We start from the raw sequence: 16,465 nt of genomic DNA, 5'->3' as shown, positions 1-16,465 counted from the left end.
CATAAAAACAGTTATTCAGAGCACTCTCATGAAGCAACTGACTATTCTTGGTTCTACTGGTTCCATCGGCAACAGCACTTTGGGTGTTGTGCGCGCTAATCCTGAATTATTCAAAGTCACTGCGTTGGTTGCTGGCCGCAATGTCGAGCAGATGGCTCAGCAATGTCTTGAATTCGCTCCCCGTTACGCTGCAATGTCCGATGAACTATCGGCTAAAGCGCTGCGCCTGCTATTGGCTGAAAAGGGATCAAGAACCGAAGTATACGCTGGCGAAAAAGCTGCCTGTGAACTGGCGGCGTTAGATGATGTTGATCAAGTGATGGCGGCGATTGTCGGTGTTGCCGGATTATCTTCTACATTAGCGGCGATTCGTGCGGGTAAACAGGTATTACTGGCTAACAAAGAGTCACTGATTACCTGCGGCAAGCTGTTTATGGATGAAGTTAAGAGCAGTAAAGCGCAACTGCTGCCAATTGACAGCGAGCATAATGCTATTTTTCAGAGTTTACCTGAAAAAATTCAGCGCCAATTAGGCTACTCTTCATTGAGTGAGAATGGCGTTTCTAGCATCATCTTGACTGGCTCTGGCGGTCCATTGCGTGAAACCCCGTTGTCGCAATTCGCCGATGTCACCCCGGATCAAGCTTGTGCTCATCCAAACTGGTCTATGGGGCGTAAAATTTCAGTCGATTCTGCGACAATGATGAATAAAGGGCTGGAGTATATTGAAGCCCGTTGGTTATTTAATGCTAGCGCAGAACAAATTGAGGTGATTTTACATCCTCAATCCGTCATTCACTCGATGGTGCGCTATCATGATGGCAGCGTGTTGGCACAAATGGGAACACCTGACATGCGCACACCGATTGCGCATGCCATGGCCTACCCAATGCGGGTTAACTCTGGTGTAACAGCACTGGATTTCTGCAAGATACGTGAACTGACCTTTGCTACACCGGATTATCAACGTTATCCATGCCTGAAATTGGCGATCGACGCATGTAATGCCGGGCAGGCCGCTACTACTGCACTGAATGCGGCTAACGAAGTCTCTGTCATGGCATTTTTAGATTCACAGATTCGCTTCACTGATATTGCAGCCATTAATCGAGTGGTAGTGGAGTCTTTGTCATTGCCAGAACCCAGCTGTGTGGATGAGGTGCTGGTGATTGATCGTAAAGCCCGTAATGCAGCTGCGAATGCAATCGCAAAATTGAATAATTCAGAGCTACTGCCTGATTTGGGAATTTGTTAGGGCAAGGCTGAGATGGTATAGTCTGCACCGTCGATGGAGAGATAGACTGTTGATTAGTGGCCCAATAGGTATTTAAACCGTCTATTTTGGCTGTCACTTAAGAAGCCGTGACTTGGTACACGGCTTTTTTTGTGCTCTTACTGCCTAATGTTCGGGACGAACAATTGGTTTATTGAGGAAATGAGTTCGCATTATGTCGTCTGTAAATGAAGATAGGGCTAACTTGTCCCCCCTGATACCACGCCATGTCGCTATCATTATGGATGGTAATGGGCGTTGGGCTAAAAATCAGGGTAAATTGAGGGTTTTCGGTCATAAAGCAGGAGTGAAGTCAGTTCGCCGGGCAGTGAGTTTTGCGGCTACTCATCATTTGGATGCGCTCACGCTTTATGCTTTCAGTAGTGAAAACTGGAACCGCCCTGCTCAAGAAGTCACCGCCCTGATGGAGCTTTTTGTTCGTGCGCTGGACAGCGAAGTAAAAAGCCTGCATAAACATAATGTGCGTTTATCGGTTATTGGTGATATCAGTCGATTTAGTGAACGTTTGCAACAACGGATCCGTCGCTCAGAAGTGTTAACAGCAAATAATGACGGTCTGAAACTTAACATTGCTGCCAATTATGGTGGGCGTTGGGATATTATTCAGGGTGTGCGCCATTTAGCTGAACAAGTACAGCGAGGGGAGCTGCAACCCACAGATATCAATGAAGAATCGCTAAACTCGCATATCTGCCTGCATGAGCAATCTGAGGTGGATTTAGTGATCAGAACCGGTGGTGAACATCGCATCAGTAATTTCTTGTTGTGGCAAATTGCCTATGCTGAACTTTACTTTACTGATGTACTCTGGCCTGATTTTGATGAACATGTCTTTGAAGGTGCGCTGAATGCATTTGCACAACGCGAGCGTCGCTTCGGGGGAACTACACCTATCGATGCCACTGCATCCTAGGGGGAACTTTTGCTGAAGTATCGTCTCATAACTGCTTTGATTTTGATTCCGGTTGTCATTGGTGCACTGTTCCTGCTTCCGCCGGTTGGTTTTGCTATTGTTACTCTCTTTGTCTGTATGCTTGCAGCATGGGAGTGGGGTCAATTAGCTGGATTTGCCAGTCGTTCACAGCGTATTTGGTTAGCTATACTTTGTGGTTTTCTACTTGTTCTGATGCTGCTTAGCCTTCCAGCCTATCAGCATTCAGCTCATCTTCCACAAGTGAGTGTTCCTCTCTGGCTCTCTATGGGCTGGTGGTTCGCTGCATTGCTGTTGGTGCTTACATACCCACGCTCTGCCGTGTTCTGGCGCGATTCACGTCTCTTACGTATAATTTTCGGCATTCTGACCATTGTCCCCTTTTTCTGGGGCATGGTGGCACTGCGCCAGTATGGTTATGACCAGCACCACAATATTGGTGCCTGGTGGCTGTTATACGTGATGCTTTTGGTGTGGGGCGCAGATTCTGGTGCTTACATGTTCGGTAAGTTATTCGGTAAACATAAATTAGCGCCTAAAGTCTCACCAGGTAAAACGTGGGAAGGATTAATTGGCGGTTTACTGACATCAGCTCTGATATCATGGTTGTTTGGTCGATATGCTCCATTGGATATCATCCCAGAAAAGCTGCTAATCTGTTCCGTGGTTGCTGCATTGGCCTCGGTACTCGGCGATTTGACCGAAAGTATGTTTAAACGTGAAGCGGGAATTAAAGACAGTGGTCATTTGATTCCTGGTCATGGTGGGATACTGGATCGTATCGATAGCCTGACCGCAGCTGTGCCGGTATTTGCCTGCTTAATGCTGTTAGTGTTTTAATCCGTCGCTGACGGGGAGTTTAGGGAATATGATGAGCATACTCTGGAGCCTGGCCGCGTTTATTATCGCACTGGGGATCTTAATTACAGTGCATGAGTTTGGCCACTTTTGGGTGGCGCGGCGCTGTGGTGTCCGTGTCGAACGCTTTTCTATTGGTTTTGGCAAAGCTTTATGGCGCCGGACTGATCGCCAGGGTACTGAGTATGTTATCGCCCTTATCCCGTTGGGGGGCTATGTTAAGATGTTGGATGAGCGTGTGGCGGCTGTTGCACCGGAGCTTCGCCATCAATCTTTTAACAATAAAACTGTTTTACAACGCGCGGCAATCGTCAGCGCGGGTCCTATAGCTAACTTCCTTTTTGCTGTCATTGCTTACTGGCTAGTGTTTATCATTGGCGTGCCAAGTGTGCGTCCGGTTGTGGGTGATATTTCGCCACAATCTATTGCTGCACAAGCCAATATTTCTCCGGGAATGGAACTTAAGTCTGTAGATGGTATCGAAACGCCTGACTGGGATTCTGTTCGTTTGGCATTAGTTAGTAAAATTGGCGACAAGCAAACACAAGTTGGTGTAGCTCCATTTGGTTCTGTCAATGCGCCTGATTCTGTTAACAACCCGGATTCTGTCAACAACATAGTGCAAAAGACGTTAGATTTGCGTCAGTGGCAATTTGAACCTGATAAGCAAGATCCTGTCGTTGCGCTGGGTATCATTCCTCGTGGTCCGCAGATTGAATCCGTCCTGGCAGAAGTTCAACCAGGGTCAGCGGCACAAAAGGCGGGTTTACAAGCGGGGGATAGGATCGTTAAAGTTGGCGGTCAATCACTGGATCGTTGGCAAACATTTGTTTTGCAGGTTCGTGATAACCCCGGTAAGCCACTGGTGTTAGATATTGAAAGGGGAAGTACCCCCTTGTCTTTAACCTTGATACCAGATACAAAATCGGTGGGAGCAAACCGCAGTGAAGGTTTTGCGGGCGTAGTGCCGAAAGTTATACCGCTTCCGGATGAATATAGAACGATTCGCCAATATGGCCCGTTCACGGCACTCTACCAAGCTGGGGATAAAACCTGGCAGTTGATGCGGTTGACGGTAAACATGTTGGGTAAACTGATTACTGGTGATGTTAAGCTGAATAACCTGAGTGGCCCGATATCTATTGCACAAGGTGCTGGGGTTTCAGCTGAGTACGGGTTGGTGTATTACCTAATGTTTTTGGCACTGATCAGTGTCAACTTAGGTATTATCAATCTGTTCCCGTTACCGGTATTAGATGGTGGACATCTGCTCTTCCTGGCGATAGAAAAGCTCAAGGGTGGGCCGGTTTCTGAGCGAGTACAGGACTTCAGTTATCGCATTGGCTCTATTTTGCTAGTGTTATTAATGGGGCTTGCACTTTTCAATGATTTCTCCCGTCTTTAACGGCAGGGGATAGGTTAGGAAGAACGCATAACAACGATGGCGATGAAAAAGTTGCTCATAGCGTCGCTGCTGTTTGGCAGCGCCACCGTATACGGTGCAGACGGGTTCGTAGTGAAAGATATTCATTTCGAAGGCCTGCAACGGGTCGCCGTCGGTGCGGCGTTACTTAATATGCCGGTTCGCGTAGGCGATACCGTCAGTGATGATGACATCGGTAAAACTATCCGTGCGTTGTTTGCTACAGGCAACTTCGAGGACGTTCGTGTCCTGCGCGATGGTGATACGCTGATTGTTCAAGTCAAAGAACGCCCAACGATTGCCAGCATCACTTTCTCCGGTAATAAAGCGGTGAAAGATGACATGCTTAAGCAGAATCTGGAAGCCTCTGGCGTCCGGATTGGCGAAGCCCTGGACCGTACCACTATATCCAGCATTGAAAAAGGACTCGAAGATTTCTACTACAGTGTGGGTAAATACAGCGCTTCAGTGAAGGCTGTTGTTACACCACTGCCACGTAATCGTGTCGATCTTAAATTGGTCTTTACCGAAGGTGTCTCTGCAAAAATTCAGCAGATTAACATCGTCGGCAATCACAGTTTCACCACCGATGAGCTAATCTCGCGCTTCCAATTGCGTGATGAAGTGCCATGGTGGAACGTGGTCGGTGATCGTAAATATCAGAAGCAGAAACTGGCGGGCGATCTTGAAATCCTGCGCAGCTTCTATCTGGATCGCGGCTATGCGCGCTTTAACATTGATTCAACCCAGGTGAGCTTGACGCCAGATAAAAAAGGCATCTATATCACCATCAATATTACCGAAGGCGATCAATACAAGCTTAACAGCGTAGTTGTGAGCGGTAATCTTGCAGGCCATCAATCTGATGCTGACAAGCTGGTCAAGATTGAGCCGGGTGAGTTATATAACGGCAGTAAAGTCACGCGCATGGAAGAGGACATCAAGAAGATGTTGGGCCGTTATGGCTATGCCTATCCGCGTGTCGTGTCTCAGCCTGAAATTAACGATGCTGATAAAACCGTCAAACTGCATATCAATGTAGATGCGGGTAACCGTTTCTATGTCCGTAATGTTCGTTTCGAAGGTAATGACACCAGTAAAGACTCCGTATTGCGCCGTGAAATGCGTCAGATGGAAGGTGCATGGCTAGGTAATGATCAGGTCGAAGCGGGTAAGGAGCGTTTGAACCGTTTAGGCTATTTTGAAACCGTTGATGTTGAAACTCAACGTGTGCCAGGAACTGCTGATCAGGTCGACGTGACCTACAAAGTTAAAGAACGCAACACAGGTAGCCTAAACTTTGGTATCGGTTACGGTACTGAAAGTGGCGTGAGCTTCCAGGTTGGTGTTCAACAGGATAACTGGCTGGGTACGGGTAATACTGTTGGCATTAACGGTACGAAGAACGACTACCAGACCTATGCTGAATTTACCTTAACCGACCCTTACTTCACCGTTGATGGTGTCAGTTTGGGCGGGCGTATCTTCTATAATGATTTTAAAGCAGACAATGCAGATCTATCTGGCTATACCAACAGCAGTTATGGTGTTGATGGTACTTTAGGCTTCCCAATCAATGAGAATAACTCATTGCGTGTCGGCTTAGGTTACGTCCATAACGATCTGTCAGATATGGAACCGCAAGTTGCAATGTGGCGATATCTTGACTCTGTTGGCCAAGATCCTAATCTGATTGACCGTGCAGGTTTCACTGCCGACGATTTCACACTGAATCTGGGTTGGACATATAACAACCTTGACCGTGGTTTCTTCCCAACCAAGGGTGTTAAATCATCAGTAAATACCAAAGTCACTGTGCCGGGCTCTGATAACGAGTTCTATAAAGTGACTTTCGATACCTCTGCGTATCAGCCGTTAGATGAAGATCATTCGTGGGTGCTCTTGGGGCGTGGCCGCTTGGGTTATGGCGACGGTATTGGCTCTAAAGAGATGCCATTCTACGAAAACTTCTATGCCGGTGGCTCTAGTACAGTTCGTGGTTTCCGATCAAATAACATCGGGCCTAAAGCTGCATACTATAATGCTAATGGAACTGTTAGAGACTCTACCGATGCTGTCGGGGGTAACGCGATGGCGGTGGCCAGTTTAGAGCTGATTACACCGACACCGTTTATCAGTGAGAAATACGCTAACTCTATACGTACCTCATTCTTTATTGATTCCGGTACGGTATGGGATACCAATTGGGAAAATACCGCAGCTACACGAGCTGCTGGCATACCTGATTACAGTAAAGCGAGTAATATTCGTGTGTCTGCCGGTGTGTCATTGCAATGGATGTCTCCATTGGGGCCATTAGTGTTCTCATATGCTAAACCGGTTAAAGATTACGAAGGCGATAAGTCAGAACAATTCCAGTTTAACATTGGTAAAACTTGGTAATTGATTGGCAAAGCAGTACTGAATTTTCAAGACAGCACTGGTAGTTGGAAAAACCTAAAGTAGCGTTGGCCTAGGTCGGCGCTATCTTAGGCATTATTCAGCATTAAGTGCACTTCAAGGTGTCTCTGACACAAACGGGTAATGGTAAGGAGTTTATAGTGAAAAAGTGGTTGTGTGCCGCAAGTCTTGGTTTAGCATTGGCAGCTTCTGCCAGCGTTCAAGCCGCTGACAAGATTGCTATTGTTAATGTTTCCAGCATTTTCCAACAATTACCTGCGCGTGAAACCGTAGCTAAGCAGCTGGAGAATGAATTCAAAGGCCGTGCAACCGAATTGCAAGGGATGGAGAAAGATCTGCAGACTAAAATGCAGAAACTGCAACGTGACGGTTCTACCATGAAGGCCAGTGATCGTACTAAGCTGGAAAATGACGTAATGAAACAGCGTGAAACTTTCTCAACTAAAGCCCAGGCTTTTGAGCAAGACAATCGCCGCCGTCAGATGGAAGAACGTAACAAAATTCTGAGTCGTATTCAGGACGCTGTGAAATCTGTTGCTAGCAAAGGCGGTTATGATGTGGTGATTGATGCGAATGCTGTTGCATACGCAGATCCTGCTAAAGACATTACTGCTGACGTGCTGAAACAGGTTAAATAAAACATGCCTTCAATTCGACTGGCTGATTTAGCCCAGCAGTTGGATGCACAGGTGCACGGTGATGGCGATCTTGTCATCACCGGCATCGCTTCTATGCATTCTGCCGAGCCTTCGCAAATCACATTCTTGTCAAACAGCCGTTATCAGGAACAACTCGCCACTTGCCATGCCGGTGCTGTGGTGCTGACAGAAGCTGACTTACCTTTTTGTAAATCTGCGGCTTTGGTGGTTAAAAATCCTTATTTAACCTATGCACGTATGGCGCAGATAATGGATACCACACCTCAACCGGCGCAAGATATTGCACCAAGCGCGGTGATCTCCGTGCAGGCAACTCTGGGAGATAATGTCTCTGTCGGTGCTAATGCGGTGATAGAGTCTGGTGTTGTGCTGGGTGATAACGTGGTTATCGGTGCTGGCTGCTTTATTGGTAAGAATACTCACATAGGTGCTGGTAGCCGTTTGTGGGCCAATGTCTCCGTTTATCATGAAGTTGTGATTGGACAAAACTGTCTGATTCAATCCGGTACGGTCATTGGTGCAGATGGTTTTGGCTATGCAAATGATCGTGGCAATTGGATAAAAATACCACAGCTCGGTTCTGTACATATTGGCGACCGCGTTGAGATTGGTGCTTGTACAACGATTGACCGTGGTGCACTGGATAATACGATTATTGGTAATGGTGTCATCATTGATAATCAATGTCAGATTGCACATAACGTTGTGATTGGCGACAATACCGCAGTTGCGGGTGGTGTTATCATGGCGGGTAGTCTGAAAGTTGGCCGCTACTGTATGATAGGTGGTGCCAGCGTGATCAATGGTCATATGGAGATTTGTGACAAAGTCACAATTACTGGAATGGGAATGGTGATGCGCCCAATCACTGAACCTGGGTTATACTCCTCCGGTATTCCGCTACAACCGAATAAAGTTTGGCGCAAGACAGCTGCTTTAGTGATGAATATTGATGGGATTAATAAGCGATTAAAAGCTATTGAGCGTAAAATCGATAAAGAATAATCACTCAAGCCCGACACTCTGAGCGAATAATTAAACTTATTGGCAATTGATGCCAAAAGTAGATACCCAAAGAAATTGGTGTTGCAGCTAGTATCACCGCAGTTTCAGTTCGAAGGGTATACAGAGTTCCTAATTTGCGGCCTGCCTAATGCCTCCCTTTTGGGGCAGTGCAGGCCGTGTTGTTGATAGCATCAGTTTTTTAGACAGGAAGAGTATTTTGACTACTGACACTCATACTCTGCATATTGAAGAGATTTTGGATCTACTCCCGCACCGTTTTCCGTTCTTGCTGGTAGATCGCGTCCTTGATTTTGAGGAAGGAAAATTTCTGCGTGCAGTGAAGAACGTCTCTTTCAACGAGCCATTTTTCCAAGGCCACTTTCCGGGCAAGCCAATCTTCCCGGGTGTGCTGATTTTAGAAGCGATGGCTCAAGCTACCGGGATTTTGGCCTTTAAGAGCCGTGGTAAACTTGAACCGGGTGAGCTTTATTATTTTGCTGGTATCGATGAAGCTCGCTTCAAACGTCCGGTAGTCCCTGGCGATCAAATGATCATGGAAGTTGAGTTTGTTAAAGAGCGCCGTGGTCTGACTCGTTTTACTGGTGTTGCGAAAGTAGATGGTGAAATTGTTTGTACGGCCACTATGATGTGTGCTCGTAGCAAACCCGCGACACCGCCAGCAGAACCTGTAGTTGCAAAGGAGTCCTGATACGTGATTGACAAAACGGCCGTTATCCATCCAAGTTCTATTGTTGAAGAAGGCGCAGTTATTGGCGCTGGCGTTCATATTGGCCCCTTCTGCTTTGTCGGATCCCAGGTGGAAATCGGCGCTGGCACGGAACTGAAGTCCCATGTCGTCGTTAATGGAATAACAAAAATCGGCTGCGATAATCAGATTTATCAATTCGCTTCTATTGGTGAAGCAAATCAGGATCTGAAATATGCAGGCGAGCCAACTCGAGTCGAGATCGGTTCACGTAACCGTATCCGCGAAAGCGTTTCTATCCACCGTGGCACAGTGCAAGGTGGTGAATTGACAAAAGTAGGCAACGATAATTTACTGATGATCAATGCCCATATTGCCCATGACTGTATCATTGGTGATCGTTGTATTCTTGCGAATAATGCAACGTTGGGTGGTCATGTGGAAATTGACGATTATGCCATTATTGGTGGTATGACAGCTGTTCATCAATTCTGCGTGATCGGTGCGCATGTTATGGTGGGTGGTTGTTCTGGTGTTGCTCAGGACGTGCCTCCGTTTGTCATTGCTCAGGGTAACCATGCGACACCGTTCGGTATTAATATCGAAGGGTTGAAACGCCGTGGCTTCGACAAAGAATCACTTCACGCTATCCGCAATGCGTATAAGTTGCTGTATCGCAGTGGCCGGACATTGGATGAAGTGAAGCCCGAAATTGCCGAATTGGCGGAACAATATCCGGCGGTTAAGGCATTCAGTGACTTCTTTGCTCGCTCCACTCGCGGCATTATTCGCTGATTTATGCAAAATAGCCCATTATCTGTTGATCGTCCATTAAGTGGCGGGCGTCCTTTAACGATAGGTTTAGTCGCCGGAGAGACGTCTGGCGACATTCTGGGTGCAGGGTTAATTCGTGCACTGAAAGCTCAGGTGCCTGATGCGCGCTTTGTCGGTGTCGCAGGGCCTCTGATGCAAGCTGAAGGATGTGAAGCCTGGTTTGAGATGGAAGAGTTGGCAGTGATGGGGGTTGTTGAAGTACTAGAGCGACTGCCACGCCTGCTGAAAATCCGAAAAGATCTGACCCAGCGTTTTAGTGAGCTATCCCCGGATGTTTTTGTCGGTATCGATGCACCTGATTTCAATATCACCCTTGAAGGGCGCTTGAAACAGCGAGGTATCCGAACCATTCATTATGTCAGCCCGTCAGTGTGGGCCTGGCGACAAAAACGTGTTTTCAAAATAGGCAAAGCGACTGATATGGTGCTTGCTTTTCTCCCTTTTGAAAAAGCGTTTTACGATCGTTTTAATGTTCCTTGCCGCTTTATCGGTCATACCATGGCCGATGCCATGCCGTTAACCCCTGATAAACAAGCCGCAAGAGCAGAGCTGGCTATTGCGCCGAATGTGCCTTGCTTAGCCTTATTACCAGGGAGTCGTCACTCTGAAGTTGAAATGCTCAGTGGCGATTTTCTGCGTACAGCAGTGCTCCTGAGGGAGCAACTGCCTGAACTGGAAGTGCTGGTTCCCCTCGTTAACAGCAAACGACGCGAGCAGTTTGAGCGAATTAAGGCCGAGATTGCCCCTGATTTATCCGTGCATTTACTCGATGGTAATGCCCGTGCGGCGATGATCGCCAGTGACGCAACACTGCTGGCATCCGGTACTGCGGCGTTGGAGTGCATGTTAGCTAAATGCCCAATGGTGGTCGGTTACCGGATGAAACCTTTCACCTTCTGGTTGGCAGAGCGTCTGGTCAAAACGCCCTATGTTTCGTTACCGAATCTGTTAGCGGGCGAAGAGTTGGTGACTGAACTGCTACAACAAGAGTGTCAGCCGCAAAAATTAGCCGATGCACTGCTGCCTTTGTTGCAAGGTGGTGAAGCGGTTGAGATATTAAAAGCGCGTTTTCTGATCTTACATCAGAGCATTCGCTGTGGCGCAGATGAGCAAGCTGCGCAAGCGGTTTTGGAGTTGGCAGGACGATGACTGATATTTTTATATATCCGCAGGCAAATCTGATTGCCGGTGTGGATGAAGTTGGCCGTGGCCCTTTAGTCGGCGCGGTTGTCACTGCTGCCGTGATCCTCGATCCTAAGCGGCCAATCGTAGGCCTTGCTGATTCGAAAAAGTTGAGTGAAAAGCGCCGCTTATCACTTTATGATGAAATTACCGACAAGGCATTATCGTGGAGCCTTGGTCGCGCAGAGCCAGAAGAGATAGATCGCCTGAATATATTGCACGCGACGATGCTGGCTATGCAGAGGGCGGTTGCAGGGCTGCATATCACCCCTGATTATGTTTTGATTGACGGTAACCGCTGCCCGAAACTGGCTATGCCGTCATTAGCCGTGGTAAAAGGCGATAGCCGAGTGGCAGAGATCAGCGCTGCCTCGATCCTGGCTAAAGTGACGCGAGATCGTGAAATGACTGAGTTGGATCGCCATTTCCCTGAATATGGTTTTGCGCAACATAAAGGCTATCCAACCGCTGTCCATTTGGAAAAATTGTCCGCCTTCGGTGCGACAGAGCATCACCGACGTAGTTTCGGTCCGGTTAAACGTGTGCTGGGTCTGGTGTAAGCCACCAAGCAACATCCATAACGTATCGATATGATTCCTCAGCAGTGAATCGCTGAGGGCATGATTCAATCCACTAATTTCTGGTATCTGGATATGGCCGAACCTCGTTTTGTCCACCTGCGTGTTCACAGCGACTACTCCATGATCGATGGATTAGCCAAGATTGGGCCATTGGTGAAAAGAGCTGCTGCGCTAGGTATGCCCGCTCTGGCCATTACCGACTTCACTAACCTTTGCGGCTTGGTGAAATTCTACGGTAGCGCTCATGGTGCTGGGATTAAGCCCATCATTGGCGCCGACTTCTACGTGCAAAGCGAAATTCTGGGTGATGAATTAGCCCATCTCACTGTGCTGGCACGCAATAACGAAGGTTATCAAAACCTGACTTTACTGATCTCCGAAGCCTATCAACGTGGTTATGGCGCTGCTGGGCCTATCATTGATCGTGATTGGTTGATCCGGCATAAAGAGGGGCTGATCCTGCTATCTGGTGGCCGGATGGGGGATGTCGGCAAATTTATTTTGCGTGGTAATCAGATTCAGGTTGATCAGTGTCTTGAGTTTTATCAGGAGCATTTTCCTGGCAGCTACTATCTGGAATTAATTCGTACCGGTCGGCCGGATGAAGAGAATTATCTGCATGCCGCTGTAGCATTAGCTACTGAGCGTGGCTTGCCGGTAGTGGCAACCAATGATGTGCGTTTTATCGATGAATCCGATTTTGATGCCCATGAGATCCGCGTCGCCATCCATGACGGTTTTACACTGGTTGATCCTAAGCGGCCCAAAAATTATAGCCCTCAGCAGTTTATGCGCGATGAAGAGCAGATGTGTGAACTGTTCGCGGATATCCCTGAGGCACTGATCAACAGTGTTGAAATCGCCAAACGTTGCAATGTGACCATCCGTCTCGGGGAGTATTTCTTACCGCAATTCCCGACCGGGAAGATGAGTACAGAAGATTTTCTAGTCGAGAAGTCGAAACAAGGTTTAGAAGAGCGGCTTGAGCTACTCTTCCCTGACCCTGAAGTGCGGGCGCAGAAACGACCAGAGTACGACGAGCGCCTGGAAATTGAGCTGAAAGTGATTAACCAGATGGGCTTCCCTGGTTACTTCTTGATCGTAATGGAATTTATCCAGTGGTCGAAAGATAATGGTGTACCAGTAGGGCCGGGGCGAGGCTCGGGTGCGGGCTCTTTGGTGGCGTATGCGCTAAAAATTACCGACCTTGATCCATTGGCATTTGACCTGCTGTTCGAACGTTTTCTCAACCCAGAACGTGTCTCAATGCCCGACTTCGACGTTGACTTCTGTATGGAGAAACGCGATCTGGTGATTGAGCACGTGGCGGATATGTATGGTCGTGATGCGGTTTCCCAGATTATTACGTTTGGTACCATGGCGGCTAAAGCCGTCATTCGCGATGTTGGTCGCGTACTGGGCCACCCCTATGGTTTTGTCGATCGAATCTCCAAATTAGTTCCACCAGACCCAGGTATGACCCTGGAAAAAGCCTTCGCAGCTGAACCCCAATTGCCTGAAATTTATGAGGCAGATGAGGAGGTTAGAGCGCTGATTGATATGGCGCGCAAGCTGGAAGGGGTAACGCGTAACGCCGGTAAACATGCCGGTGGTGTGGTGATCGCGCCGACTAAAATTACTGATTTTGCACCGCTATATTGCGATGCAGAAGGCAACAACCCCGTTACCCAGTTCGATAAAAATGATGTGGAATATGCCGGGCTGGTGAAGTTTGACTTCCTCGGTTTGCGAACACTCACTATCATTAACTGGGCGCTGGAGATGATTAACGCCCGGCGCGCCAAAACCGGGTTAGAGCCAATAGATATCGCCTCTATTCCGCTGGAAGATAAAAAAAGCTTCGATATGCTGCAACGTTCGGAAACGACAGCGGTATTCCAGCTTGAATCCAGAGGGATGAAGGATCTTATTAAGCGCCTGAAGCCTGACTGCTTCGAAGATATGATAGCACTGGTGGCGTTATTCCGCCCCGGTCCGCTGCAATCAGGGATGGTAGATAACTTTATCGACCGCAAACATGGCCGTGAAGCGATATCTTATCCGGATATTGAGTGGCAACATGAGTCCTTGAAACCGGTGCTTGAACCGACTTATGGCATCATTTTGTATCAAGAACAGGTTATGCAGATAGCCCAGGTTCTGTCTGGTTATTCACTCGGCGGCGCAGATATGTTGCGCCGTGCGATGGGTAAGAAAAACCCGGCAGAGATGGCTAAACAGCGCTCTGTATTTGAAGATGGTGCAAAAAATCAGGGCATTGATGGTGAACTAGCGATTAAGATTTTTGACCTGGTAGAGAAATTTGCCGGTTATGGTTTCAACAAATCTCACTCCGCAGCATATGCATTGGTCTCCTACCAAACGCTTTGGTTGAAGGCGCATTATCCGGCTGAATTTATGGCGGCAGTCATGACCGCTGATATGGATAACACCGATAAAGTGGTTGGTTTGGTCGACGAATGCTGGCGTATGGGGCTGAAAATTCTGCCTCCTGACATCAACAGCGGCCTGTATCATTTCCATGTTAATGATGAAGGCGAGATCGTTTATGGCATCGGGGCCATCAAGGGTGTGGGCGAAGGGCCGATTGAGGCCATGCTGGAAGCCCGTAAAGAGGGCGGACACTTCAAAGAGTTATTTGATTTGTGTGCCAGAGTCGATACCAAAAAACTCAATCGCCGCATCTTAGAAAAATTGATTATGTCCGGTGCCTTTGACCGTCTGGGGCCGCACCGTGCCGCATTGATGAGTTCGTTGGGCGAAGCATTAAAAGCTGCTGACCAGCATGCCAAGGCCGAAGCTATTGGTCAGGCAGATATGTTTGGTGTATTGGCTGATGCGCCTGAGCAGGTTGAGCAATCTTATGCTAATGTGCCGCCGTGGCAGGAGCAAATTGTCTTAGACGGTGAGCGGGAAACGCTGGGGCTGTACCTGACCGGTCACCCGATCACCCAATATCTCAAGGAGATAGAGCGTTATGCCGGCGGGCAGCGTTTGAAAGATATGCATCCGACGGATCGGGGCAAAATGACCACTGCAGTGGGGCTGGTTATCGCGGCAAGGGTTATGGTAACAAAACGCGGGAATCGCATTGGTATTTGTACTTTGGATGACCGCTCCGGGCGTCTGGAGGTGATGCTATTCACCGATGCGTTGGAAAAATATCAGCATTTATTGGAAAAAGACCGTATCCTGATAGCCACCGGACAGGTCAGCTTTGATGACTTTAGTGGTGGACTTAAAATGACCGCCCGTGAGTTAATGGACATCAGTGAAGCTCGTGAAAAATATGCCCGTGGGCTTGCTATATCGCTGACCGACAGGCAAATTGATGACCAGCTTTTGAACCGTCTCCGTCAATCGTTGGAACCCCATCGAGCGGGGACGATCCCAGTGCATCTTTATTACCAACGGGAAGATGCTCGCGCCCGGCTGCGGTTTGGAGCCACATGGCGCGTGACGCCCACCGATCGCTTATTGATAGATTTGCGGACGCTGGTAGGTAATGAGCAGGTGGAACTGGAATTTGACTAAAATAGGAATGCTATGAGTCTGAATTTTCTTGATTTTGAACAGCCGATTGCAGAGCTGGAAGCGAAAATTGACTCGCTGACTGCAGTCAGCCGTCAAGACGAAAAATTAGATATTAATCTGGATGAAGAGGTCCAGCGTCTGCGTGAGAAAAGTCTCGAGCTGACGCGGAAGATTTTCTCGGACCTCGGCGCATGGCAGATTGCCCAACTGGCACGCCATCCTCGTCGTCCCTATACCCTGGATTATATCGCTAATATCTTTACCGATTTTGAAGAGCTGGCTGGCGATCGTGCCTATGCTGACGATAAAGCTATCGTCGGTGGCATTGCTCGTTTGGATGGTCGCCCAGTGATGATCATTGGTCATCAAAAAGGTCGCGAAACCAAAGAGAAGATTCGCCGCAACTTTGGTATGCCTGCACCGGAAGGTTATCGTAAGGCACTGCGTCTGATGGAGATGGCTGAGCGATTTAAGTTGCCAATCATTACTTTCATCGATACACCCGGAGCCTATCCGGGGGTTGGCGCAGAAGAGCGAGGTCAATCTGAAGCCATCGCACGTAACCTGCGTGAGATGTCACGATTGAATGTACCTATCGTTTGTACCGTTATTGGTGAAGGTGGTTCTGGTGGTGCACTCGCCATCGGTGTTGGCGATAAAGTGAATATGCTGCAATACAGCACCTATTCCGTTATCTCTCCAGAGGGTTGTGCTTCTATCCTGTGGAAAAGCGCCGATAAAGCGCCATTAGCCGCAGAAGCTATGGGCATCACCGCACATCGTCTCAAAGAGTTGAAGATGATTGACTCCGTGATCGCTGAGCCGTTAGGTGGCGCACACCGTGATTACTTAGCGATTGCTGCTTCACTGAAAGCACAATTGCTGGCGGACCTCAGTGATTTGGATGTCCTGAATGAAGAAGAGCTGTTGAATCGTCGTTATCAGCGTTTGATGAACTACGGCTACTGCTGAGTTTATTGCTCATTGAGAAAAACCGGTGCAGAATTTAAGCATCG

General features: G+C 48.1%; 13 protein-coding genes. All 13 read left to right on the top strand.

The window, feature by feature from the left end; all coding sequences use genetic code 11:
• Positions 1–28 precede the first annotated feature (28 nt).
• The 13 genes from ispC to accA all read left to right on the top strand — a co-directional run bounded on the left by ispC (position 29) and on the right by accA (position 16,421).
• A complete protein-coding gene (gene ispC, locus HRK25_RS01620; RefSeq protein ID WP_005276105.1) occupies positions 29–1,255 on the top strand; it encodes a 1-deoxy-D-xylulose-5-phosphate reductoisomerase in 1,227 nt (408 codons plus the stop codon).
• Between the two features lie 193 nt (positions 1,256–1,448).
• Positions 1,449–2,207, top strand: a complete 759-nt coding sequence (gene ispU / locus HRK25_RS01615) for a (2E,6E)-farnesyl-diphosphate-specific ditrans,polycis-undecaprenyl-diphosphate synthase (protein WP_032898238.1) — start codon at positions 1,449–1,451, stop codon at positions 2,205–2,207.
• 9 nt (positions 2,208–2,216) lie between these two features.
• Positions 2,217–3,065 carry a phosphatidate cytidylyltransferase gene (gene cdsA / locus HRK25_RS01610; protein ID WP_032898239.1) on the top strand — a complete coding sequence of 283 codons (849 nt, stop codon included), beginning with the start codon at positions 2,217–2,219 and terminating at the stop codon, positions 3,063–3,065.
• 28 nt (positions 3,066–3,093) lie between these two features.
• The gene (rseP, locus tag HRK25_RS01605) at positions 3,094–4,488 is read left to right on the top strand and encodes a sigma E protease regulator RseP (RefSeq protein WP_005276116.1); all 1,395 of its coding nucleotides are present in this window, start codon (positions 3,094–3,096) and stop codon (positions 4,486–4,488) included.
• A 36-nt stretch (positions 4,489–4,524) separates the two neighbouring features.
• Positions 4,525–6,909: an outer membrane protein assembly factor BamA gene (gene bamA, locus HRK25_RS01600; protein WP_005276119.1), complete on the top strand. Its 2,385-nt coding sequence runs from the start codon at positions 4,525–4,527 to the stop codon at positions 6,907–6,909.
• 158 nt (positions 6,910–7,067) lie between these two features.
• Complete coding sequence (gene skp, locus HRK25_RS01595; RefSeq protein ID WP_032898241.1) at positions 7,068–7,565, top strand: molecular chaperone Skp; 498 nt, start codon at positions 7,068–7,070, stop codon at positions 7,563–7,565.
• A gap of 3 nt (positions 7,566–7,568) precedes the next feature.
• On the top strand, positions 7,569–8,591 hold the full coding sequence (gene lpxD, locus HRK25_RS01590; RefSeq protein WP_005276124.1) for a UDP-3-O-(3-hydroxymyristoyl)glucosamine N-acyltransferase: 1,023 nt from the start codon (positions 7,569–7,571) through the stop codon (positions 8,589–8,591).
• A 217-nt stretch (positions 8,592–8,808) separates the two neighbouring features.
• Positions 8,809–9,300 (top strand): 3-hydroxyacyl-ACP dehydratase FabZ, encoded by a 492-nt coding sequence (fabZ, locus tag HRK25_RS01585; protein WP_004874503.1) that lies wholly within the window; start codon positions 8,809–8,811, stop codon positions 9,298–9,300.
• 3 nt (positions 9,301–9,303) lie between these two features.
• Positions 9,304–10,092, top strand: a complete 789-nt coding sequence (lpxA, locus tag HRK25_RS01580) for an acyl-ACP--UDP-N-acetylglucosamine O-acyltransferase (RefSeq protein ID WP_005276132.1) — start codon at positions 9,304–9,306, stop codon at positions 10,090–10,092.
• 3 nt (positions 10,093–10,095) lie between these two features.
• Positions 10,096–11,280, top strand: coding sequence for a lipid-A-disaccharide synthase (gene lpxB / locus HRK25_RS01575; protein ID WP_005276135.1), 1,185 nt, complete (start codon positions 10,096–10,098; stop codon positions 11,278–11,280).
• Positions 11,277–11,873, top strand: coding sequence for a ribonuclease HII (gene rnhB / locus HRK25_RS01570; protein WP_032898243.1), 597 nt, complete (start codon positions 11,277–11,279; stop codon positions 11,871–11,873). Before lpxB ends, rnhB begins: the two co-directional genes overlap by 4 nt.
• Positions 11,874–11,966: 93 nt before the next feature.
• Positions 11,967–15,449, top strand: coding sequence for a DNA polymerase III subunit alpha (gene dnaE, locus HRK25_RS01565; RefSeq protein WP_032898248.1), 3,483 nt, complete (start codon positions 11,967–11,969; stop codon positions 15,447–15,449).
• Positions 15,450–15,461: 12 nt separating this feature from the next.
• On the top strand, positions 15,462–16,421 hold the full coding sequence (gene accA, locus HRK25_RS01560) for an acetyl-CoA carboxylase carboxyl transferase subunit alpha (protein WP_005276143.1): 960 nt from the start codon (positions 15,462–15,464) through the stop codon (positions 16,419–16,421).
• Positions 16,422–16,465: the final 44 nt, after the last annotated feature.

The organism is Yersinia bercovieri ATCC 43970, assembly GCF_013282745.1.
In the GTDB taxonomy this organism is placed as follows: Bacteria; Pseudomonadota; Gammaproteobacteria; order Enterobacterales; family Enterobacteriaceae; genus Yersinia; species Yersinia bercovieri.
This window is presented reverse-complemented; position numbering and strand designations above follow the sequence as displayed.